We start from the raw sequence: 24025 nt of genomic DNA on the forward strand, positions 1-24025 counted from the left end.
CACGCATTTTCTCCGCCGGGAGCGGAATAAGGTAGTTGCGGTACTCCATCGAGGATAAAACCGTGAAAAAATTACTGATATGTTGCCTGTCCGGCGAGACAGCGAACATCTTAGCGAAGAAAATGCAAAAAATAGCGGATGCGCAGGGTCTGAATCTGTTAATTAGCGCCGTAGGCCTGGAGAATGTGTTTAGCGTTGCCCCGGCCTACAACGCCGTATTAGTGGCGCCGCATATTCAATATAAAAGGGATGAGATCGCTAACGTGCTGCAAGACCAACAGGAGATTGCGGTTATTGAGAGCCTGCCCTACGCCGCATTCAACGGCGACAGCGTGCTTAAATTTGCGCTGGCCAATCTGTCGCAATCGCTCACCTGACAGAGCATGAAACAATGCGGGTAAGTCGCAGACGGCCGGCCCGCATTATCCCGCATCGTCGGTATTGAATGACCCCCGGCGCTCCCGCCCTCCGAGTTAATTATTTGTAACTGGTAAGATGTGCCAATGTGAATTATAGTCTGCGCATCATCGTTCAATGGACTGAAAACGCACATGATTCCGGTTAATATTCATACTCTTAGTCGCTATGCGGCCCATGTCAGCCTGACCCACACGATGAAAAACCATCGTTCGCCCGCCCTCTCCGTAATGATGATCTTCTCCGATTTATGTATCCGTTCAACCCTGGATTCCTACAGCGAACAGGGCTGGGAAATTAGCGAGAAGTGCAGCGGACTGGTTCTGCGCAGCTTTGTTGCCACCCATCGGGGTGGGACGGCGATCGAAATCACGCCAAAGGATTATATCGGTCGATATAACCGCTTACTTCCGCTGTAAGCGTCGGTGAATTAACAGCTAACTGGAGAAAGTGGCAATAAAAAGATACCATGTTTCATTATCCGCCATACACCGCATGAATATGCTGAGAAGCGCCTAAAAGAGCACCATACCCTCAGGTTTTTGATGAATATCAATCCACAGCTCCCTTTGCAGCATCACGATCGGCGCAACCCGTGCTCTCGTACGCTTTGTCCGTTTATTCAGGGAGATGGAGGATAAAAACGCCTGGTGGTTTTACGAGGTATACTCGAAGTAGCGGTGTGGTATGCATTCGAACCTGCGGAACAGCACGGCGGCGCAGCCGTCGTGATATTGTCCCTGTGAGCGTTGAAGGTGATGGAATATGTCATTCAATATTAATAAGATAGAGCACCGCTCTATCATCATAAAAACATTATGCGCCTGAAAATATCTTCTCTCCTGGCGGTAGCATCGCTGCTGTGCGGGCAGGCTGTTGCCGCGCCCACGCTGCCTGCGAATGCCGATATTCGCGATAGCGGCTTTGTTTACTGCGTCAGCGGTCAGGTTAATACCTTTAACCCGCAGAAAGTCAGCAGCGGTCTGATTGTCGACACGTTAGCCGCCCAGCTGTACGATCGCCTGCTGGATGTCGATCCCTATACCTACCGTCTGGTCCCTGAGCTGGCCGAAAGCTGGGAAGTCCTGGATAACGGCGCGACTTACCGCTTCCATCTGCGTAGCCACGTCCCTTTCCAGTCGACATCCTGGTTTAAACCCACCCGCGCCTTTAACGCTGACGATGTGATTTTCACCTTCAGTCGTATTTTTAACCGTGACGATCCGTGGCACAGCGTCAACGGCAGCAGCTTCCCCTATTTCGACAGCTTACAGTTCGCCGACAGCGTCGAAAGCGTGCGTAAGCTGGACAACCAAACCGTCGAATTTCGCCTGAAGCGCCCGGATGCCTCGTTCCTCTGGCACCTGGCCACCCACTATGCGTCGGTCATGTCTGCGGAATACGGCGCGCAGTTGACCAAAGCCGATCGGCCGGAACAGCTTGACCGTCAACCGGTCGGTACCGGTCCGTTCCAGCTGGAAGAGTACCGCGCCGGGCAATACGTGCGCCTGCAGCGCCATCCGGATTACTGGCGCGGTAAACCGCTGATGCCGCAGGTGGTGGTCGACCTCGGTTCCGGCGGTACCGGCCGCTTGTCGAAACTGCTCACCGGTGAGTGCGACGTTCTGGCCTGGCCTGCCGCCAGCCAGTTGACCATTTTACGCGACGATCCCCGTCTGCGTCTGACGCTACGCCCGGGAATGAATATCGCCTGGCTGGCGTTCAATACCGCCCGGCCGCCGCTGGATAAACCGGAAGTTCGCCATGCGCTGGCGCTGGCTATCAACAACCAACGCCTGATGCAGTCTATTTATTACGGTACGGCGGAAACCGCCGCGTCGATGTTGCCGCGCGCCTCGTGGGCCTACGATAACGACGCTAAAATTACCGAATACAATCCAAAAGAAGCGCGCGAGCGGCTCAAAGCACTGGGGCTGGAAAAGCTGACGCTCAAGCTCTGGGTGCCCACCAGCTCACAGGCCTGGAACCCCAGCCCGCTGAAAACCGCCGAGCTGATTCAGGCGGACATGGCGCAAATTGGCGTGAAGGTGATTATTGTGCCGGTCGAAGGCCGTTTCCAGGAGGCCAGGCTGATGGACATGAACCACGATCTGACGCTCTCCGGTTGGGCCACGGACAGCAACGACCCGGATAGTTTTTTCCGCCCGCTGCTGAGCTGTGCGGCCATTGCCTCACAGACCAACTTCGCCCACTGGTGCAATCGCGAATTTGACGAGGTATTGCAAAAGGCCCTGCGCTCGCAGCAGCTGGCGTCGCGCATTGAAGCCTATAAAGAGGCGCAGCATATCCTGGCCCGCGACCTGCCGGTGCTGCCGCTGGCGTCATCGCTGCGTCTGCAGGCCTACCGCTATGATATGAAAGGTCTGATACTGAGTCCGTTTGGCAACGCTTCCTTTGCGGGCGTCTCGCGGGAGAAAAAAGACGAGGTGAAAAAACCATGATTATTTTTACCCTGCGCCGCCTGCTGCTGCTGCTGGTCACCCTCTTTTTCCTGACCTTCGTCGGCTTCAGCCTGAGCTATTTTACCCCCCACGCCCCGCTGCAGGGCGCGTCGCTGTGGAACGCCTGGCAGTTTTGGTTCAGCGGGCTGTTGCACTGGGACTTCGGGGTCTCCAGCATTAACGGTCAGCTGATTTCCGAACAGCTGAAAGAGGTTTTCCCTGCCACCATGGAGCTGTGTATCCTCGCGTTTGGCTTCGCGCTGCTGGTGGGTATCCCCGTCGGTATGCTGGCGGGGATTATGCGCAACAAGTGGCCCGATACGCTGATCAGCGCCCTCGCGCTGCTTGGCTTCTCGATTCCCGTGTTCTGGCTGGCGCTGCTGCTGACGCTCTTTTTCTCTCTGACCCTCGGCTGGTTCCCGGTCTCCGGGCGCTTCGACCTGCTGTACGAAGTGAAAACGGTTACCGGTTTTGCGCTGATTGACGCCTGGCTGTCCGATTCGCCGTGGCGCCATGAGATGATCGTCAGCGCCGTTCGCCATATGGTGCTGCCGGTACTGACGCTGGCGGTCGCCCCCACCACCGAAGTGATCCGCCTGATGCGCATCAGCACCAGCGAAGTGTATGACACCAACTACGTGAAGGCGGCGGCTACCCGCGGCGTGTCGCGACGTACGATTTTACACCGCCACGTGCTGCACAACGCTCTGCCGCCGGTGATCCCACGTCTTGGGCTGCAGTTTTCAACCATGCTGACCCTGGCGATGATCACTGAAATGGTGTTCAGCTGGCCGGGGCTCGGTCGCTGGTTGATAAACGCGATTCGCCAGCAGGATTACGCCGCCATTTCGGCCGGCGTGATGGTCATTGGCGCACTGGTGATTACCGTCAACGTGATATCAGATATTCTGGGTGCGATGGCTAACCCGCTGAAACATAAGGAATGGTATGCCCTACGATAACAGCTATGCACTAAGTTAATAAATAGATGTATATCAATAGATTAATGATATTTAACATTGATTTATTGTTGTTTTAGTACACAAAAATGTACACATTGTTTTTCCCGCTTGCTCCGGTAATCCATTTTCAAAAAGTGGCTGCCGGAGCTATCAACTCTCCCCATCAGCCACATCTTTTATACTTTCAGTCTGAAAACTGGAGGTATCCATGTGCGGACGTTTTGCTCAATCACAGACAAGAGAAGAATACCTGGCTTATCTGGCCGAAGAGGCTGATCGAGACATCGCCTTTGACCCTGAACCGATCGGACGCTACAACGTGGCGCCAGGGACTAAAGTTTTGCTTCTAAGCGAACGTGATGAACAACTGCATCTCGACCCGGTTCACTGGGGTTATGCGCCAGGGTGGTGGGATAAACCACCGCTGATTAATGCTCGGGTTGAGACTGCGGCGACAAGCAGGATGTTCAAACCCCTCTGGCAAAACGGCCGGGCTATCTGTTTCGCTGACGGCTGGTTTGAGTGGAAGCGTGAAGGTGACATGAAACAGCCCTACTTCATCCACCGAAAAGACGGGCAACCCATTTTTATGGCGGCGATCGGAAGCGTACCGTTCGAACGCGGAGATGAAGCAGAGGGATTTTTAATTGTGACCGCTGCGGCTGATCAAGGGCTAATCGATATTCACGACCGCCGCCCACTCGTCCTTATGCCGGAAGCAGCGCGCGAATGGATGCGGCAGGATGTAACGGGGGCGCAGGCAGTTGAGATTGCCGGAGACGGAGCAGTGTCCGCCGACCATTTCACCTGGCACCCGGTATCGCGTTCCGTGGGTAACGTGAAAAACCAAGGGCCAGAATTAATTGAGGGTATTGAGCGCCTATAAATTCATAACGTCCGCAATATGCCAGAAGCTGACATGGCTAGTCCCTAGGCACATTGACCAGCAGGTCATCCATCCCTTAACATATCGTTATGAAATTTAAAGGATCGATGTTATGGCTTATGAATTAACTTACAGACCCCTCGAATACGGATCGAATGAAAATTATCTTCGCAGAAGTTTGGAAGACCCTTCATTACTAATTCCTGAAAAAGAGATAGGATGTTTTCTAGTTCTCCAATCCTCATATGCACTACATGAAACTATTGGCCTTTCAGCCCAAAACCTAGATATTTCATGGCAGTCTAACCAAAATTACTTATCGTCAAATTGTGATGGTGAGGCCCCTCTAGCTTGTTATCCTATTTATTTGATTACAGTTGGAGATGATGAAAATGAAAGGCTTGTTTACATCGGCAAGACATCATCGAAGAGCTCACGATTTTCTTCAGGCCACAGCGCAATTACTAAGTTACACCATCCTAAATATGACAATTTGTCAAAGCGTATATATTTGTGCTGCGTTGTTTTTTTAAAAAACAGCAGAACCATCCCAATAGAATGGATTAAGCCTTTTGATTTCGCTGAGAAACTATTGAGTGAATTTGAAGCGAACTTGATTTATTGGAATAAACCAGAGTTGAATAAGCAACATATGAAGAAAGAACCTACATTTGAATATGGGCTAGTTCATGCACAAAATGTAACTGGCGCAACGTATTTTTGGCATGATAAATTCATTTAGAACTATATAAACAAAACTTGAGTTAATTCTCTATTTTCCGCACTTTTTTCCCAATGAGTTCTACACATTGGTCAAGATTGTGCTCAAGGGCGCAATAAACTTAGTGTTGCGTCTGTAATTCGCTCAGACTGTGTGAAAACGGTTTAAGCTTCAGAGGTAAATGCAAAAGAGGCTGACGCCTGCGCTTTTAAGTAAAATCTGCATCATCTTTCTATGCAAATTTTCTAAGAAGTCATCTAAACGCGTGACCTTCTGTCAGCAATCAGAGTTTTCATACAGCCTGCGTTCGAAGCTGCCCTTGTACCCGCCTATGGCAGTTGAGTGCCATAAGCGGAACTTGCTTACATCATGCTATGTTAGTTTGCTGGGAGCAGATCATACAAGCCAAACCATGTCCTTTTTACAAATTTTATGACGTAAGAAAAAACAAACGGGAAATTTTCCTGCGATAAATGCAGAGTCTAATGGGCGCAAGAGCAGAAAATAAAAACACTGTATAGACGGGTTTTTTATTTTCTGCACGATGATAATTTAATCTCGGGAAAACTCACCTTCATTATAATCAATGTTTACAGTTATCGTCGAAATGATAGGACCCTGTTCTGAAATAAATAAATTTAATTTTTTTTGTATAAGCCTTTCATGCCCAACGCCATATTTTTTTACTAAATAATCATATAGATCACCATAGCACCAGACAAAATCATCATAATCCATCTGTAAGAGGCTAAACAAACTGACATCATTGTTCATCAAACTAAGGATTTTAATATGGTCAGGAATATATCCAGATGACTTATAAAAACGCCTTTGACGATCATAGCCTTTCATAGTTACACCGTGATAACTTGTCAGCAAGTCATCTATCATTTTTGACCATTCGCATGTCCTGTCAATATCGCCATTTTTGAATTTAACCTCTCTTCCCATTTTTTGATATGTGAGCATGTCATCGATGACAGCATCTAAGTAATTTTTTGTCACACCGAGACTTTTACTTGACGAATTTTCTGGCCAACCGATCACGTAAGGATCTGTGTTTTCAGGTGATTTATAGTTCCATGCTTCATATTTCGGCATCATCAGATATTTGGCACAATCAGCGAGTCCCGGCTCATCGCCACCAAGTTTGTACATCCCTATTTTCTTACCAGATGCTTTAGTACCAGGATATAAGGTCAGCTGTTCTTCCCGGTTAACTGATTCAAGTAGCTTCCTTTCTTTTTCTGTTGAAGGTCCATCGGGCAATAAATTGTTTTTTTCTGAGCACTTGCCCTGTAATAAAACGGCACGGACTTTTTTAAAACCATTTTGGCTATTAAATTCATTGAAGATAAACAAAAGGTCTGCTAGTTCGCAGTTAAGGACTTCATCTTTCCCGGCTTTAAGATTAACCTGATTCGTGTTGCCATAACTCGTAGAGGAGTTGTTCACATTTTCGTACTTGCTTACTGTGAATTTTGCCTGAGGTGTCCCATCAACCCAAATTGAGTTTGCACTAACATTAATGTACGGATTGTTGTTTAAGTATTTTTTTTAACTTCAGAAACAATGTGATCAAGAGTTTCTACAGAGTGTAGGTTTCGTAGCCCCCACCGTTCAAGTGAGGCTCTTTTTTTGTGTTTCTTGTTCAGGTAAACCTTGCTCCAGCTCTCCCAACTTAAAGGTTCTGTCATCATATTCATTCCATAGAAGTTTACGAATAATCATTATATATGGATTATCTAGAGCCTTGCGACAGGAATATCGCTCCAGCGAGTTATATAGGCTGATGAAAGCATTTCAAGCTTCATTTGCCAGGCTGGCGCCATGCCTCTTCCGGCAAACCAGATATTCCCTATGCCAGTCTGATTGATATGGTCAATAAACTGCGTCAGCGGCTTACTGTTCGCTCTTGGTTGAACGTCATCAATAAGATTAAGCTGAGAAACACCTGACGGTGTGAAGTCGCTCAGCATAACACTGACCTGCTCCCAGTTGATTTACACGCCACAATGTTAGTAATGCGACTATTTGGCTGCGAGTTCAACTGCTAACTTCCGCTCTTCGCTCATAGCGGACTCCACTGGACACAGAACTAGCAATAACACATGTCAGAATTAATGGATTCAATCACCTGACTTCGAGTAAGTCACTGTATCTTGTGGTGTACCGAGGCGAAAGCATTTTTCGCTTCATCTGCCAGGCGGTCTGGATTCCCTGCCCTGCAAAATACAGCGTACCCTTGCCATCCTTTGCGTTGAGATGGTCGAGAACTTCCATCAGTTTCTCGCTGTTCTTCCGTGGTGCGTTATCATCGAAGAGGTTGAGTTGCGCTACGCCCTGGCTGTAGAAATCCCCCAGCATCACGCCTGCTTTCTGGTACCTATGCCCATCTTTCCAGATAGCGTCGAGGCACCTGGTGGCCGCGCCGATAATGTCCCTGCTATCCTGGGTAGGAGTCAGCAACTTTACCGATGCGCTGTTCCCATAATACGGTTCGTTCAGTGCAAACGGGCTCGTTTTGACGAACGCAGAGATAAACCGGCAATACTGATGCTCACCACGGAGCTTCTCCGCTGCGCGAGATGCATAGCTGCATATCGCCTGCCGCATCTCATGGTATTCAGTTATGCGCCCACCGAACGACCGGCTACAGACAATTTCCTGTTTTACCGGCGCGAACTCCTCCAGACCAAGGCAAGGCTCACCTCGTAGCTCTCTAACGGTTCTCTCCAGCACAACACTCAAATGCTTCCGGATAAACCGGATATCGGTGTCCGCCAGCTGCAATACCGTCTTAATACCCATTGCCTCTAATTTCTTGCTGATGCGGCGCCCAACTCCCCAGACCTCTTCAACCGGAAGTGCGGCCATCAACTTTCGTTGTTTCTCTATGTTGGAAAGGTCCACCACACCGCCAGTCTGCCGTTGCCACTTCTTCGCCGCGTGATTTGCCAGCTTCGCCAGGGTTTTGGTCTGGGCTATACCCACCCCAACTGTCAGATGCGTGCGTTGCAGAACCGTCTCGCGAATTTCCCTGCCAAAGTCGGTAAGGTCACGACAGTTGCGGACGCCAGTAAGGTCGCAAAAGGCCTCGTCGATACTGTAAATTTCGCACCGTGGGGATAGTTCCTCGAGCGTTGTCATCACCCGGTTCGACATATCCGCATAGAGTTCGTAGTTACTGCTGAAACAGATAACGCCCTGCCAGCGGAATTGCTCCTTTTGCTTAAAGTACGGCTCCCCCATTTTGACGAACGGTTTTGCTTCAGCCGAGCGCGCAATCACACAGCCATCATTGTTGCTAAGGACAACCACCGGCCGTCCCTTAAGGTCTGGACGAAACACAGTCTCACAAGATGCATAGAATGAATTGACATCAACCAGGGCAAACATCACACCACCGGACAGTCGTCAAAGCCAGCCTTACTGATTATGTGCGTAACCACACCGATCAGCTCCACATCTACCAGCGCATCACCTTCAATCGACTCCCCATCTTCAGTAATAAGCACGCCGCCGAGAAAGCGGGCGAACTGCTGGCATCCACAAAACGAAACGAGCAAAACCGCAGTAGCGATGGGTGATGATGAGCGCTCAACAACCGCAATTCCGCGCTGTGTATCGATAAACGTCGCGTGCTGGCTTATGCCGGTAGCTGCATAAATTGGTTCAGAATGGAGCATATTGGCCTCCGAAAAATACTGTTTACATATACAGTAGTTTTATCGACCAGCCCAGTCAATATTGGTTACAGCTATCAATTATCGCCACTGCCGTAACATATTGATGTATTGAGTCAGGTAAGTCCTAAAGTGGTTTCTGCTCTGAACTGATTGATGGTTTTGCCAGCAGCAAGAGGATAATATTTCCAGACTATGGTCTGCCACCATAGTGACTTGCTCACCTGCGAGTTCTTGCATACGGTTCACAGGTGAGCATCCCTATCTCGCAGGGAAATACTTATAAACGGTCTTCATCCCCACCCCGATCACATCGGCCACCTGCTGCTCGGTCATACTGAATACCAGCATCCTGTACTCTGTAAAACAGACTATTACATAGTATTAGCAAAGTAATAACACTATTAAAAAACTCATCCAAAAGTTATATTCTAATGGATGAGTTTTTAAACTACTTATTAACCTGTAAATATAACCTTTAAAAACCCATATTTGGCTGGATTTTTCTTTATAAGTTTTTTTACCATTTTAACCTGAACCGTTACAATAAGCACCGGAATTAGCACGGCAGGGATATATTTAAATATAAAATTAACATTCGGATGCAACCGATGATAATACTCCACAACAGGTATATGCCAAAGGTAAACCCAAATTGTATTTGAGGATAAAAAAAGCAAAGCCTCTTTATATCTCCCATTAATATTCCCGACTAATTTATATTTAACAAATAAATAAAGCGGGATAGATATTGTTAGAGAGTACAGAATATAATACATTGTTGGCGGGTACTTACTTTCTTGCGGCCAATGAAAACCAGATCCCCAACTAAATTGGATTAAAGCGCACAAAATAAGGGCGGCAAGGAAAACAAAAAATGACAAAATCATATCTTTCTCACTAGCTCTAACGTACGAATAACCTAAAATAAAGGCAGCCCCATAGGATAGTGCTGGTATTATATAATCACTAAAACACAAATCAATTAATGAATAGTCCTCATTTTTAATACAAACTGAAATTAAAGTTGATAATAAAAGCAATAAAATAATCACTACCGGCACTGCAACGCCCTTTATTTTATCTGCAGCAAGCACATAAAAAGGTGATAATATGGCTATTATCAAAAAGACTCTAATTACCCACAGATATCCAAAGCCATTTAATGCAAATGATGAGATTATCATTTCTGGATCTATCAGATTATCAAAGCCTCGGGGTGTAAACACAAAAATAAAACTAAAGAAAACGATTAAAAAACACCAAACAGGCACGACCAACCTTTTAAATCTTGAATAAACATAAGGAATAATATTCACATCCTTTTTGCCAGCAGCAAAATAAGACATCCCTGAAACAAAAACCATCATGGGAACATCAAATGTTCTCAGTTGAAATATTATACCTGGAGGAGAAACATGTGCCATTATAATAAGAAGCAAACCCAAAACACGCATAACATCTATTGATAAATTTCTTTCTCTCATATCCATGCCTCAAATAAATGTTCTAAAAAGCAGCAAAACCCACTTGCAAATCTACATAGTTTAACTGACAGAGCCTTTCCAGGTGACACATTGTACTTATATTAACTTTAGTATGTTAAGTTAGTAATGTTATCACATTTGATTTATTGTGCTACTCATCCTCCGAGCTATCAGCTCTCCACCCGCGGCGTTAGGATGCAGGTTATCCCCGGTATAGACGCTCAGGTTGTAGAGATTCAGTCCGCTTTCAGCAAACAAATCGCAGACGGGCACGCTGAACAATGAGCACACCTCTTTGATGGCCTGAACGTACTGCGGCAGGGTAAATCCGGCCGAGTTCGCCGCCGGATAAACTGGCTGGCTTTCAAATGCACCACGTTTCATCGGCGTGCTGAACATCACTCGTACCGTTGGTTTCAGGGTATAGATTTTGTTCAATACGAAGAACACGTCGTAATAAAACGATTTAACCGTCGTATCGTCATAATCCGCCCTAGCGTCTGCAATTGTCCCGAGCCGGCGATTTCCCCCATAATCGTTCGTCCCTCCCAGAATCGAAATGAAATCCATCGCATCAATAGTGGTGGCGTTGAGTGAATCAGCCATCGTTCTGACTCCCTGACCTGGTACGCCATAATTGGCAATCTGGCGCATACCAGTCCGGGATAGTAGTGGCGCAATGTAATTCCCCGTGTTTGTTATGCTGTCACCAAGGAATCCGATCCCCTTTCCCTGCCAGGGCAATTCCTGCCCCTGCCCACCGAAAGGAACATATCCAGCAGGAACAGCCTGACCAGGTGAAACCATCAGGCTGTTCAAGCGTGTCAGGTTGTAGACCTGGAACCGAACAAAATATGCATTACCAGGAACAGCATAAGGCGTATTTGCGACCAGATTCTGGAAGCCGCTGAGGAATGTACCATCAAGCCCGTAGAACGCTCCTCCCCCAGAACCATATGTCGACACGAACCAGTCACCAGGAGTGACCATCATTTTCGGTGTTGCGAAATACCCCGCTGAAGATGTCAACCCGCCGGTCTGATAAGAAACACCCGTATCTGTCAGGGCGAGTTCACTGTTATAGAGATTCACCGACACTTTTTGCAGGGACAGTGCGACCGAGCGCGCTACAGTCAGCGATTTTGTATCAACGTAAGTTGACGTCGGCGAACCAAACGACATGTAGCTCGCAGGGAGTGCTGAGCCTTCAACCATCATCAGTGTGTTTTTTGCTGAAAGACCGTATACCTGAAACCGGACATAAACCGCACCAGATGGCGTGGTAAAAACGGTTCCGGCAGCAATAGTGGTGTTCAAAATTTTGGTTTTGTTGATATCAAAATAGACAACCACACCTGATGCACTGCTTGCGATGTATTGCGTGTTAGGTTTTACCGGGATAAATGGCGTGACAAAATATCCGGATGCCACATAGGGCGCTCCAGTAGTCGCCAGCGCATAATTATCCAGCGCAACATCCTTGTTGAACATATTGCGTATGGCGGCCAGAGTACCGTCCGCAATTCCCCAGCTGATTGACTGGGTGATTGCCGTTGCCTCTGCAGTTGTCAGCGCGCCAAACCCCACATAGGATGACGGCAGAGAGGTTCCGCGAACAACCATCAGACTTTCTTTACCCGATAGCGGCGTGCTCTGGAAACGCAGGTAATAGGAACCAGTCGGAACGGTAAAGGTCGTTGCAGCAGCGACAGTGATATTTGACGTTTTGCTCAGGTCAGGATCATAGAAGCATAATACCTGCGTACCAGATGAGAGGATGTAACTCTCTCCGGGAAGGACCGGGATATAGTCAGTAACAAAATAGCTGGCATTTGCCGTCAGACTGCCGTTAGTCGAGAGCGCATATCCGTCGTTAGCCCGGTTTTTATCAAAAAGATTCCTAACCAGAGCGTTTGCACGTGAGCTGATATCAATTGCCTGCGCGAGGGCGACTCGTTTTGCGGTGAAGGGGTCGACCAGACCGGCCCCAATGTAACCAGCAGGAAGAGAAGTGCCTTTAATTAGCATCTGTCCGGATTTGCCGGTGCTCAGCGTCTGCGAGAACCGGATATAACGAGTTCTGGCTGGCGTGGTAAATGCAGCACCCGCAGTGGTGCCTGCAACATAGGAAATGAAGCTGCCCTGTAAATCATAAAATGCCAGTTGTGACACATTCACAGCGAAAACATACTGCGTACCCTCGAGCGCGGGTATCATATCACTCGCAAAGTACGCCGCATTTGCGACCAGCGAACCGGTAGTGCCAACCGCAAAACCATCCATAGTCCGCTCTTTGTCGAAATAGTTAATGACCAGTGAGCCGCGCCCTACATCAGAATAAATCTGCCCAGTCACAGCACTGACGGAATCCAGATATGACTGAGACGGCATCTGCCGCCCGGTAGGCTGCAGCGTCCCGCCGTTGTTGATTACCTCAACAGCCAGCGCGCTATCATCCGGGCTACGGTAATACGTGGTTGAGCCCTCCGGGATATTGGCAATATCCGCCTGCGCCGCCGCCAGCGTCTGGTATTGCTTACTGAGCGGGATCAGGTTCTTCCTGACCTCATCGTTTTTCACCATCATCTGGCGCCAGGTATCCAGCGGCTCCCCGCCGCGGTCGGGCACCGTTTCCGCCGGGCCACTCACCAACCGATCGGCCCGCTTAACGTTTTCCAGGAAAATATCGGGGTCTGTTGTCTGCCCCACGGGTGGAACATAGGCCATGTTTTTACTCCAAAAAAGGCACTTCGCCTAAACGAGGGTTTAAGCGAAAAAAGTTAATCGGGGATTTAAAGGGGTTTTAAGCGACGTTGCCGGGATAGATAGCGTCGTCGTACTGATAGAAAATCTCGGAATATTGCCGGGCAGTTAACGAGCAGGTACCGTCTGACGGCGATCCTATTTCGTCAAAAATGGCATCGTAATAACTGCGTGTGGAGCTGCAGAAAATGAGCCGCGGTGGTTCGATGCACGGATCGTCAAGCAGGATATCGTCAAAGGCTGGCTGCCACGGTACCGTAAGTTCATAATCTCCTACCCGCGTGGCCACCAGCAGCCCTGATGCGGACCCGTCCTGATAACGTAAAAGCGCCCGTGGATTTTCAAACGACCAGTCGAGCGGCTCTGTCACCAAAAACGTTGTCTGTCCGCCACCGGTGGACATATCGACGACAAGAGTGCTCACTGTGTTATTACCCGGAATATCATCGGTGAGCAGGATGCGATCGCCGAACTGATAAACGAGTGCTTCAAGCTCTGTACTGGTCGAGTGCCCAAGCCGCTGATGCAGATATTTCATCAGTCGCCGCATGCCAATTCGATATGCACGGTTTGGATCCAGAACGCCATCAAGCGTATATTTCTCAACTTTCCTCGGCGTTGGGTTGTTCGGCGTCCGGCATTGCACCGTTTCCTCCGCCCACGTCGTGGCATTGATATACGTCACATCGACGCCATCGTAATCATCAGCCGACGGCGCAGAAAACGTGGTTTGCAGCTCCTCTGTCATTTCATGAGGGCTGATAATACCGGACCAGTTTTTGACCCCTTCCCGGCCAACCGATGCCAGCCCGTCACTCAGCAGGAAATACGATTTCCCCGCATTGGCGATTTTTTGCAGCATTTCGAGTGATGAAATACTGTCGCCAGTGGCGTAGTCAAAATACTCGCTACCTGGCGTCCAGTAGGTGGATTCCAGCACATCAATCGCCTCGGCATCCATTGCCAGCCCCAGAGAGCGCCCTACGTGATAAAGAGCACCTGAGATGCTCCGCGCTGCACCGGTCTCATAAATACGCGTACCAACCACGTTAACGCGCCGGTCTGATTGTGCTGCCAGCACGCCGCCGGTTTCAACCGTGGCCGCCATAAGCGTCACACCAGCATAGGATAACGGCCGCGCCAGCAACCGACCCCGGAGAGCATGCCAGAACATCGAATCCCTGGCGTTGTTCGAACCCTGCTCGTTACGCCGGCGGCAGCGGACTTCTACCAGGCCCGGCACGTCAAGATTAAACCGCTCAGTAAAACCCAGACCATTGACGTTCTGCAGGGCATAGACCCCCTGTTTACTCGTCCAGCCGGAGCCTGACCCATATACACGGTACTGAATTTCCCACTCGCAATGACGGATCCGTTTTTTCCCTTTGCTGTCGAACCCACAAATGCCAGACGGAAACGAGAAATTCACCTCGAAAGCGTCCACCACTTCATTTTCCGGGCAGACAAGGAACGGCCCCATCCAGGTGTTATTGTCATTGATGCCGGTAGCCGCATAGTCGATCATCGTGCGCGGTGAAAAACCGGGCCAGTATGCATCAACGGTGCCATCAATTATCCGCTGAACAGTTGCCGTCGTGCCGTCGGCTTCTGCAATGCGGTATTCGTTACCGCGATGTGACAGCGCCAGCCGTTGCGTCCCTTCAGGGATACCTGAGAAAGCAGCCCCGGCGGCGCTACCATAGGCCAGGGTGACATTTGCTGTACTCGCCGGCGTACCGCCACTGGATGCCGTGCCAGCGGTAAATTCCGGCATATCACCAAAAACGGAAACCGGAAGCGATGATGTTGTGATAGAACCACCGCGCCATGGACTCGATATCTCAACAATGCGCACCACCCCGCCATCATCATGAGCGATGAGGCCGGAACCAGTGATCCCTTCGTTAATCGCTGACAGCAACCCGGACATAGTGCCGTAGTTTGCCACGAGCGAGATCGTGTATGTGGCCCCCTGCCAGGCCAGGGTAAACGTCTGGCCTGTTACTGAGAAATCGTAGGTCGTCGGCGCTGCATTCCCGCGCAACACTGCGGCAGTTCCACCCACGCCCGGCACAGCGGCCTGACCCGGAGTGTAAGTGGCTATGAACAGGTCATATTCCGATCCGTTGATTTCCAGGGTTACCGGCATTCCAGTTGATGGGTTGAGCTCCATGAGGGTGTCGCTCGCCAGCACACTAAACCCTGATGAGGTAGAAACAGCAAAGTTGGCCGGGGCGATTATCGTCACCAGCGCGCCTTCCACCCAGGATTCGGGTAATGCATCCTCTTCATCGTCATTGTTGTCGTCATGAAGACCAGAAAACGTTACCGATGCTCCAGAAACTGTCATGCTGTCCGCGGTGATATCCGTGGAATCAGGCGACGTCTGGGCCATATCAAGCCCGCTACCGCTGGACGTGCCGCCAACTTCGGTAGAGTTAAACCAGTTTTCACTGCGATGATCACCGGAAACATCCGCACCCGGCGGGAAAACGTTATAGGAAAATTTGGTGCCAAGAGAGGTTGCGGGGCTTGACCCAACGCGGATATCGCCGTTGGTAAACGCGATATCCCCAACCCCCAGGCAAATCAGCATTTCAACGATCATTCTGGTCGGGTCGTTTGGGTCAAACCGCGTAACTGGCTGCACCACGTAATCAGGGTAAATGCGATAGCGGCCAAACAGCTCGCGGATGGGATCGCCGAGTTTGGCGGTGTTTGCCTTTGCAGGGTTTAAATCGAGTCCGAGGCCATTTGTCGATGAATAACCGCCACCCTTATCCATCGTGGACATCATGTAAATGGAGTAGGCAGCAGAAGCAACCGCAACCGCAACAGCTGCCCAGGCGGCTATTTCAAGTCCAGTACCGTAGGGAACGGGAAACATTTTAACGTCGCTTTCTGGCTTTAAAAGGCACAAGGGCCACTCATTCGGAGGCAGGGGTTTACCATTTAATTCAACGGCGATCGGGTGTTTGGTTGCTTTCGAGTATTCAGCAACGTTTTTCAACATCCAGTCGTGCAAAGTCAGCGTGCCATGTTCGTGTTTCTCCAGCGGCTCACCCGGCAGCCGGGAAGGGAAAATACGGATCGTCATCGCCAGAACTCCACCTTGATAAACCGACGCTTAAACCGCCATACGGGCATAAACGTTACGTTTGAACCGGGATTGCATTCCGCGACCTGCAGCTGATTGTCTAGCATCACCACCACTCCTACGTGGGTCACGATGGAGCCTGAATAACAAGCCACCCCTGCACCTTCGCAAGGTTCGCAGTGTTCGAGGTGAAGCATCAGTTTTCTTGCCTCGCGGTCGAGCCCCCCGTCGTCTTTTGTGACGCCGGCGAAGTCTGGCCATTCAGAAAGCCCCAGATCCCGCCGTATTTCATTCACGATGCCAAAACAGTCAAGTTCAGGGTAAGCGCGTCCCCCCTTCAGCCAGGTGACTGAACGGTATTTATCAGGATTGAACATTGAGGAACCTCAATTCATGTAACGTAGACCGGGGAATTCATTAAGGGTGTAGCGGAAGCGTGGCCAGGCAGTGTCGAGTACATTTATGTAACCCGCGGTGATTTGCGCCTGTATTGCCGTCCATGAACCCGATTTAATCGCAAGGGTGTAGGGAACCGTCGCTGGCGCACTCAGGTCCGTTGAAATGTACTGGCGATATGTCAGCGAGGCGTTATCCAGATTGCTGAGCGCGTTACGTATAGACGTACTCACTTCGCCATCGATATTGCTTATAGCGAACTGCAAATCCTGGGTGCCGTCGCTATTTCTGGCAGGCAGGGCAATATCAATTGCTGCAGCAGAAAAGGTGATGACATCACCATTTTCAACTATTGCCGTAACATCCTCATAGCCTTCACAGAAAAAGTAGACTGTAGAGCCAATATTAATTTGCAGAGTTCCAATGATGACTTCCGAACCGTTGTTGGCATAAAGCCGATCAAGAATCCTCATGCTTCGGCCACTCCTTATTAAGCGCAATATCAAGCAATGAACTACCTACAATCCACTCAGGGTAATTTCCCCAAGGCGCAGGCATAAGCGGTCGTTCCCACAGTTCCAGCGTGGCGGAATAACGCCAGTAGATTGGTGCCACCAGCACCGGCCCTTGATAGATATCCGTAAAGCGGCATTTGTAGAACTTTACGCCTGCGGGGGTCTGTAACTTCATCATGAACCAGGCCGCACCATCGGAAAGAGCATCCCGGAACCATGATTCAAACGCCAGACCCTGAGCGTCAGTCTCCATAAACCAGGCAACGGTCGCCTGAGTTGGGGTTGATGTATACGCCCGACGCTGCCGCGCGCGACCGGTAATCTTTTCTGTACGCTTCAGGGGGCTAACCGGCTGGAATCCGTACCCTTCCTGTAATGGCATAGGGAGGCTGTCATGTGGGTAGTAGATATCAGTCATACAGTCTCCCGGTAAAGTACCTTGAATAAAATTTCACCATTAGCCTCAGGAGGTTATTCATTTCAGAATAAAGCACGATGGAATCCAAGAACGCTCAGATTTTTGGTTCATATTAACGAAGATAAAAAACTTATTAAATCGACACAAACACACAAGGCGATATATTTATCAACTCATCTCAAGAGTTAAAAAAAAATCAAAAATGCAGCATTATCAATCTATTGATGTCATTGTCTTTAATGTGAGCTAACATTGTTTCGGCACAGGACCACATCAAAATAAAAAAGGGCGATGTGCCGGCAGGCAATATACGTCAATGTGACTGTTTGTTTAAAAGTAACTCCTGAAGAAGAAGCACAATAGAAACAAAAATCAAAACCCCACAAAAAACAATTTTTGCAAAATCATAGTTAAACACGGTTGTAAGCGTATCATTATTATATAAGTGATTATGCCTATAGGAATAAGTCGTGTAGATGTCATCGCATATTTCAAGAATTCCACCGATTATCAAAACAAGCCAAAGAAATGAAAACTTCACTCGGACCTCCTTACGTTTACGTCTTCTATTGAAGATAAGTCCGCCAATAAAAAGAGGAATCATAAAAGCTATGAAGTCTTTAAATGTAAATGTTAACAACGCTTCCATTAATAAGATCCTTGTGTTTTCTTGCACCTACTCAGATTGTTAGACTTACCTACCTAATCAAGTCTCAGCTAATGCAGTTTAGCTTACCTAGGACCGTGTCGTGTATAGTTTCCTTTTAGAGCGTTGCCAAAAGCCCCTTGTGGCATGGTAACCTCCTTTGTGAGTTCACCTTTTAACTGCCTGGAAAGCTGTCGATTATTCTGATTGATTGTAGCGCTCAACTGCTCCGGAGTAATACCCTGGAGATGAAACTCCTGATTAATCGGCGCGTGTACAGTTGTTTGCCTACGGTTATCGCTGTTAACGTTCTGAACACCCGTACCAAACCCTGTGCGCCCCAGAGTTGCATCAAGCGGTTGGCCATTTCGAAGTGCCTCAAGCTGAGACACGCCGATCCGGTTCGTTGACGCCTGGTCAAAGACATACTCGCCTTTGTGGACTATGCCGGCTGGCTGATATTTACCGCCGGGACCGGTATAACCACCGGAAGCGAAGCCAACGGCTCCGATTGACTGGATGTTTGAGACGATACTGGCTGTCTGTGCGGCAATAGATGCCATAGCGATAATGTTGGCCGGGTATGGCGCGCTAACTGCGCCGCTTGCTATCGCCTGCTGGATTTTCACCATAGAATCGGCAATCGCAAATGCTTTGCTCGCAGCAAACGCCACTTTGTACATGGCAGACTGTTCACCAAACCCGACGCGCATTATCTCAGCCGTACTATCAAACAAAGACTGCGTTGCCGCAGAGATGATTGTGTTTTTCTGGGCCTCAATAACCTGGTTTGCATCCGCAGCACGCTGGCGAATTTCCGTCATTCTGGCTTCGCCTTCAGCGGTTATTTCACCCGCCCTTGCATATCCCTCCTCCTGCGCCGTTAACCACCGCTGCAGATCCTGTTGAGCCCGGTCATATTCATTAATCTGCCCCTGCATCCCATCAAAAGTTCCCGACAACCTGCCGCCAGTCGGGGTCAGATTACCCACAACACTTCGGACCGTAGAAGGTAATTGCATGTCAGTATTTTGGTAGATGTTTGTGCGAGTCTTTTCAAATTCGCCAGGCTTAAGCTGTCCCGTAGCTTTCGCTTTTTTCAGAAGTTCAAGACGAGTCAGTAGCAGATCATTTGTTTGCTCATCCTTCGACTTAACCTGCTCCTGCATCTTCCGATAATCGTCCAGGGTTTTTACGGAGTTTTGTAGTGCCTCCTGCTGCTTATACGCCTGCAGGATTTCATCAGAACGTGAAAGGAGTGACTTCTGGTCAGCTGTGAGCTGTGTTTTAGACTTGAGGTCAGCGATCTGCTGTTCGAACTTAACCCGCGCCTCAGTTGCACTGTTCAGCTTGTCGCTGGCATCCAGTTGGGATTGCATAGCGGCGGTCTGCTGATTTATCTGGTCGAGCAGCCGGGTTGCTGCATCCTCGGTATAGGCTTTACCCTTTGGCTTTTTTGGTGCCTTTGGATCCTTATATATCTCGTTAATGCGGGAAACGTTTTTAGCGTATTGGTCCGCCGTGATAGCCCCCGACTTCAGGAATTCATTTTGCTGCTGGATCTTCTTTATGCGCAACTCTGCGTTGCTGAGGTATTGCTGGTTGGCGCGATCCGCCTCCTGCTGAGTTTTAATGCGTTTTTGTTCTGCTTTGTCGTGGTCTGACAATATTCCATTTAGTGTATCTTCAGCTGTGATTTGCGACTGAATGGCGTCCCTTTGCTTAAGCATTTCAGGAAGGTTGCTAAATCGAGCATTAAATCCATTCCAGAACCCACCTTCAGCCTGTCCTTTCTGCGCTTCCGCGATATTTTCGTTTAAGGTGGCTAACTTATCGGCGAGGGTTTGCTCACGCCCGACATTAAGCATGGCATCCCAAGCGCCTTTCGCGGTTTTACCCAGAGAGTCCCACGCGCTTTCAAGAAGACCTAAGTTTTCATGAATGTCACTTGCGCGTTGCTGCATGGTGTTGGCGTATGCATCAGTCGCGACACGTGCGGCCTCCTGCTGATTCCCTTCGTCCTGCAGGGCTTTAATCTGGTTGTAGGTTGCGAGCGTCAGGAAATGGTACTGGTCATTAAGTTTGATAATGGCCGCAACCGGATCAGTGGCAATCTCGTTGAAGTCGCCTACCAGCTTTTCAGTGGCGATACCAGTTGCGTCGCTGGTCTTAACAATGGCAGTAGTAACACGTTCGAGAGAGTCTCCCGCAACCTTACCGGATAACACCAACTGATTGAGTGTTGATGCGGCTTTGCCAGTGTTTGAGTCAGCAGCAATAGCAGCGCGAGCAGCTACATCGGCAAGTTGACCGGATGTTTTGCCTACCTGATTACCAGTTAAAACGAGGGATTTATAAAACTCATCCTGTTCCTGGGAGCCTTTGTAATATGCCAGACCAAGAATACCGACCGCTGCGGCCGCTAAAGTGAATGGGCTGATCAGGCCGGTGACGTAGCCGCCAACCCCCTTTATCGCCGGTCCAATGCCGCCGAACATGTCCTTTAGTTGGCCACCCTGCTGCATGAGTACCATAAACGGTGACTGCCCGGTGGACAGGCCAACAACGATATCCGTCATCTGAGCGGGGATCATGCGCATGGCATTAGCAGTTTGAGCTGCGGATTGTCCGGTTTTACCCAGTTGCGTTTGGGTTTTCTCCAATGCATCGCGGGACTCTGCAAGTTTGCTGTTCAGGCGCTCGTACGCCAGCGGTGACAGCATCCCGGTCGCTTTCGCGCTGTCCAACTGCCGCTGTTGTTCGTTCAGGCGCCGAAAAGCTTCTCCTACTGGGTCAATCTGAGCCTCAAGCCGACGCAGCGCGGCGACCTGATCGTCGTGGGCCTTTGCTGCCTCACGCTCTGCCTGAGCAGTTCCAGTTACCTCCCGGCGAGTCTCCTGCAGTTTTTTGCTGTAGACATCATATTGCGAAGCGTTAATTTTCCCTGTCTCAAAGGCTTTATTCAGTTCGCTTTGCTGCTGATCCAGATTGCGCAGCGCAGATGACAGTGGGTCAATTTTATCCAGCATCCTCTGAAATGCCTGGGCCTGCACTTCCTGCTGCGCGGCTGCTAATTCACCTGCCTTTTTAGCTTCCCGTTGAGCCTGAGCAACGCCGCTTAATTCCTCGGTAGTGGCGTTCAGCATCTTAGACAATGAGCGGAATTCCTCCTCGTCAATAAGCCCCTTATCGAAGTATTTTTTTAGCTCACTGAATCGAAGACCAACAATATTGATTGCCGCACCGACAGGATCTATGGCTGCTCGCAATTTATTGAGTGCTTCTTTTTCTTCATCGGTAGCTTTAGTTACTTTGAATATACTGGTTACAGCCTTATCACCAGACTGGGTCATTTTATCAAGAGCAACTGTTAGGCTATCGGCCTGCTTCTCTGCCCCGGAGCTGTCGAGAATAATCGCGAGACGGGATGTTTGTTCTGTCATTTACCTTTCTCCGGGCAATAAAAAACCCCGCAGGAGCGAGGTTAAAACTTTGTAGAAGTTTAAACTGGCCGAGTGTCTAAATCATTGTCGGTGAAATACTATCGCGGCGATGATCACTGCAAAAACCAAAATCACAGCCCCAGCAATAAACTTTATATTAACCCCAGCCAGTCTATCATCCGCTGCAGTGTTTTCATTCTGGTCTTTGACCTTAGAAGGGATAACATCGCTACCACAGTGCTTGCACTTCACAGCCTCCGAACTTATTAATTCGGCACAATAAGGGCATTTTGCGACGGTTGTGGATTGCTTGAATTTGTCTCCCACCAAAGTAATAATGATACCCGCAATGGCGACAAAACCTCCGAATATCATGTAGTTTTGTCTTGAGGACATTAACCCAAGATTATTAACTCTGTATCCATCACCTGTAGCTACTGTTACATCCATAAACAGCGCAAAAACAGCGAAGATCACACCGATTGTGATGGCTATATAACCAAGTATCTTCACACCCCTACCCCATAGAAAAACAGCCCAAATGATGGGCTGGAGTTATTAATTCGTATTAAAATTTCTCGTCAGCTTAAATGTAATTGACTGATTATTTGCATCCATAATATCCAGTACAGCCCCTTTATAACGTATAGTTTTGGACTCAGAAAGGTCGTACTCTACCTCATTAGAAAAAGCGGCTCGAGCCATCCCTCCTTGAAACTCTCTATAGCCAATATTAATTTTGTTTCCCACTTTTCCATTGTAGATAAGAGTTTGCTGGAAGGAGGATTGTTGCTCAGTCTGGAATTTTACTTTCGTAAATGGCTTGCCTGTATCACACTTAGTTCCACCATAAATAGTGACAATACAAATTTCGCCGTTCTTCATGAGCTGTATGCTTTGTGTAGGGTCGTTAACCATGAAGCGGTTAGGAACTACGGCACCTGAAGTTCTTTCTACGTTGGAGAAAAATTCAGATTTTGAATCCTCTCCAATCTTAACGTAGTCTCCTGCCGGGATCGTATAAACACCGATTGAGCCTATAACCACAGCCTGATTGAAATGAATTGCATCAATGCTAGCATCAATTCCCTGCCTAACCATATCCTCGCCAACGTAGGTTGTTGTTACTGTATTTAGCGGTGGAATACTGATTTGCTTTGTTTGAGGCACATAGTTACGAGCCGGCGTTGTACACCCTGTTAAAAGCATTGCCCCCAATGCCACTATCAATAATTTTTTCATTCCATGTTTCCCTTGATTGCAATCAGAAACATCCTAACACATGACTCCGAGAGGGCAATGCTACGACTATTTGGTATTGTCCCGTCTCTTTTGCTCCCTCGCCCACTCATTGCGCCAAGCATCATCGAGAGCAAGTATCGCCGCGTCAAACTCGGTACGATCAATCAGAATGGAACGTGAAACCAGATAGCGGTCTATATCTCTCAGGGACAACGGAAGCGGCACACCAGCCATTCCGGCATACTGCCTGCCGCGCGATATCATGGCGTAAGCGTTAAGGATTTCCCCAATGACCGCGTCGATTTCAGGCTCAGGGATTGGCGGGAGATTTAGCTTCTCCCGCCGCCACTTTGCTTTTTCGCCCTGTTCTCCGCCGAACTCTTTCAGCCATTGCTGCGCTTCGAGGGCTTTTTTACGGTTTCCTGAGTCTGCTGCTCTTTACCCTGAGCAATATTTGCAGCCTCGGCCAGTATCCGCCAGTACAGTTCAGGGCGCTGCTTCAGCATGACAATCCCAATTTCTGGTGTGTAGTCGATAGCGACTTCAGCGCCATCCACCAGCTGGCCCACACCTTCCCAACCTTTCAGCAGAAACCGGGCGACATTATCGATCAACAAGTCATCAACAGAGTCGATTTCGCCCACGCTGGCGAGGTTAAAATCCGTTGTCCCTACCTGGTAGCCTGCATCCATCTTATCGATATGGCGGCGCACCAAAGCATTGCGAGAGCGATATTCTGGACTCTCACTGCTGGCCACCAGCAGGCGAAGTTTGAACAGCGATTCTTCTTCTGGGGTAAATTTCTTCTTGCTGCCTTCTGGCTTCTTGAAAGGGAAAAACCAGCGTTCGCCGTTCAGGTCAATTTGGGTGGAAATAATCAGCAT

At 49.0% G+C, this 24025-nt stretch carries 20 protein-coding genes and 1 pseudogene; 6 read left to right on the top strand and 15 right to left on the bottom strand.

Features of this window, described 5'->3' with window-relative positions; translation table 11 throughout:
* Window positions 1-62 precede the first annotated feature (62 nt).
* The 6 genes from OQV00_RS14850 to OQV00_RS14875 all read left to right on the top strand — a co-directional run bounded on the left by OQV00_RS14850 (window position 63) and on the right by OQV00_RS14875 (window position 5469).
* The gene (locus OQV00_RS14850) at window positions 63-377 is read left to right on the top strand and encodes a PTS sugar transporter subunit IIB (protein WP_004861127.1); all 315 of its coding nucleotides are present in this window, start codon (window positions 63-65) and stop codon (window positions 375-377) included.
* 174 nt (window positions 378-551) lie between these two features.
* Entirely contained in the window at window positions 552-836 is a 285-nt protein-coding gene (locus tag OQV00_RS14855; protein ID WP_048024413.1) for a hypothetical protein, read from the top strand.
* 399 nt (window positions 837-1235) lie between these two features.
* The gene (gene sapA, locus OQV00_RS14860; protein ID WP_004861123.1) at window positions 1236-2879 is read left to right on the top strand and encodes an ABC transporter substrate-binding protein SapA; all 1644 of its coding nucleotides are present in this window, start codon (window positions 1236-1238) and stop codon (window positions 2877-2879) included.
* The gene (gene sapB, locus OQV00_RS14865; RefSeq protein WP_004861121.1) at window positions 2876-3841 is read left to right on the top strand and encodes a putrescine export ABC transporter permease SapB; all 966 of its coding nucleotides are present in this window, start codon (window positions 2876-2878) and stop codon (window positions 3839-3841) included. The genes sapA and sapB overlap by 4 nt, the downstream gene beginning before the upstream one ends.
* 208 nt (window positions 3842-4049) lie before the next feature.
* Entirely contained in the window at window positions 4050-4727 is a 678-nt protein-coding gene (locus tag OQV00_RS14870) for an SOS response-associated peptidase (RefSeq protein ID WP_266278840.1), read from the top strand.
* 112 nt (window positions 4728-4839) lie between these two features.
* Window positions 4840-5469, top strand: a complete 630-nt coding sequence (locus OQV00_RS14875; protein ID WP_266278841.1) for a hypothetical protein — start codon at window positions 4840-4842, stop codon at window positions 5467-5469.
* A gap of 531 nt (window positions 5470-6000) precedes the next feature.
* On the opposite strand, the gene OQV00_RS14880 is transcribed toward OQV00_RS14875, so the two are convergent.
* The 15 genes and pseudogenes from OQV00_RS14880 to OQV00_RS14950 all read right to left on the bottom strand — a co-directional run bounded on the left by OQV00_RS14880 (window position 6001) and on the right by OQV00_RS14950 (window position 24025).
* Complete coding sequence (locus OQV00_RS14880) at window positions 6001-6903, bottom strand: lysogenic conversion protein (RefSeq protein ID WP_266278842.1); 903 nt, start codon at window positions 6901-6903, stop codon at window positions 6001-6003.
* Between the two features lie 290 nt (window positions 6904-7193).
* Window positions 7194-7427, bottom strand: a pseudogene (locus tag OQV00_RS14885) (DUF4113 domain-containing protein); the annotation flags it as partial.
* 154 nt (window positions 7428-7581) lie between these two features.
* A complete protein-coding gene (locus OQV00_RS14890) occupies window positions 7582-8847 on the bottom strand; it encodes a Y-family DNA polymerase (protein WP_266278843.1) in 1266 nt (421 codons plus the stop codon).
* Window positions 8847-9137 (bottom strand): hypothetical protein, encoded by a 291-nt coding sequence (locus tag OQV00_RS14895; protein ID WP_054828831.1) that lies wholly within the window; start codon window positions 9135-9137, stop codon window positions 8847-8849. Before OQV00_RS14895 ends, OQV00_RS14890 begins: the two co-directional genes overlap by 1 nt.
* A 455-nt stretch (window positions 9138-9592) precedes the next feature.
* The gene (locus OQV00_RS14900; protein ID WP_266278844.1) at window positions 9593-10621 is read right to left on the bottom strand and encodes an acyltransferase family protein; all 1029 of its coding nucleotides are present in this window, start codon (window positions 10619-10621) and stop codon (window positions 9593-9595) included.
* A 132-nt stretch (window positions 10622-10753) separates the two neighbouring features.
* Window positions 10754-13348, bottom strand: a complete 2595-nt coding sequence (locus tag OQV00_RS14905; RefSeq protein ID WP_266278845.1) for an SGNH/GDSL hydrolase family protein — start codon at window positions 13346-13348, stop codon at window positions 10754-10756.
* A 76-nt stretch (window positions 13349-13424) separates the two neighbouring features.
* Window positions 13425-16481, bottom strand: a complete 3057-nt coding sequence (locus OQV00_RS14910) for a host specificity factor TipJ family phage tail protein (RefSeq protein ID WP_266278846.1) — start codon at window positions 16479-16481, stop codon at window positions 13425-13427.
* The gene (locus OQV00_RS14915; RefSeq protein WP_266278847.1) at window positions 16478-16858 is read right to left on the bottom strand and encodes a nitrite transporter; all 381 of its coding nucleotides are present in this window, start codon (window positions 16856-16858) and stop codon (window positions 16478-16480) included. The genes OQV00_RS14910 and OQV00_RS14915 overlap by 4 nt, the downstream gene beginning before the upstream one ends.
* Window positions 16859-16867: 9 nt before the next feature.
* On the bottom strand, window positions 16868-17350 hold the full coding sequence (locus tag OQV00_RS14920) for a DUF1833 family protein (protein WP_266278848.1): 483 nt from the start codon (window positions 17348-17350) through the stop codon (window positions 16868-16870).
* Window positions 17337-17810: a hypothetical protein gene (locus OQV00_RS14925; protein ID WP_266278849.1), complete on the bottom strand. Its 474-nt coding sequence runs from the start codon at window positions 17808-17810 to the stop codon at window positions 17337-17339. The genes OQV00_RS14920 and OQV00_RS14925 overlap by 14 nt, the downstream gene beginning before the upstream one ends.
* Before the next feature lie 313 nt (window positions 17811-18123).
* Complete coding sequence (locus tag OQV00_RS14930; protein WP_046852444.1) at window positions 18124-18459, bottom strand: hypothetical protein; 336 nt, start codon at window positions 18457-18459, stop codon at window positions 18124-18126.
* A gap of 83 nt (window positions 18460-18542) precedes the next feature.
* Window positions 18543-21899, bottom strand: coding sequence for a phage tail length tape measure family protein (locus tag OQV00_RS14935; protein ID WP_266278850.1), 3357 nt, complete (start codon window positions 21897-21899; stop codon window positions 18543-18545).
* A gap of 81 nt (window positions 21900-21980) precedes the next feature.
* Window positions 21981-22412 (bottom strand): zinc ribbon domain-containing protein, encoded by a 432-nt coding sequence (locus tag OQV00_RS14940; RefSeq protein ID WP_266278851.1) that lies wholly within the window; start codon window positions 22410-22412, stop codon window positions 21981-21983.
* Window positions 22413-22457: 45 nt separating this feature from the next.
* On the bottom strand, window positions 22458-23141 hold the full coding sequence (locus OQV00_RS14945) for a putative periplasmic lipoprotein (RefSeq protein ID WP_046852441.1): 684 nt from the start codon (window positions 23139-23141) through the stop codon (window positions 22458-22460).
* A gap of 383 nt (window positions 23142-23524) precedes the next feature.
* The gene (locus OQV00_RS14950; protein ID WP_266278852.1) at window positions 23525-24025 is read right to left on the bottom strand and encodes a hypothetical protein; all 501 of its coding nucleotides are present in this window, start codon (window positions 24023-24025) and stop codon (window positions 23525-23527) included.

It is taken from the genome of Klebsiella sp. DY2415 (genome assembly GCF_026314315.1).
Taxonomy (GTDB): domain Bacteria; phylum Pseudomonadota; class Gammaproteobacteria; order Enterobacterales; family Enterobacteriaceae; genus Klebsiella; species Klebsiella ornithinolytica.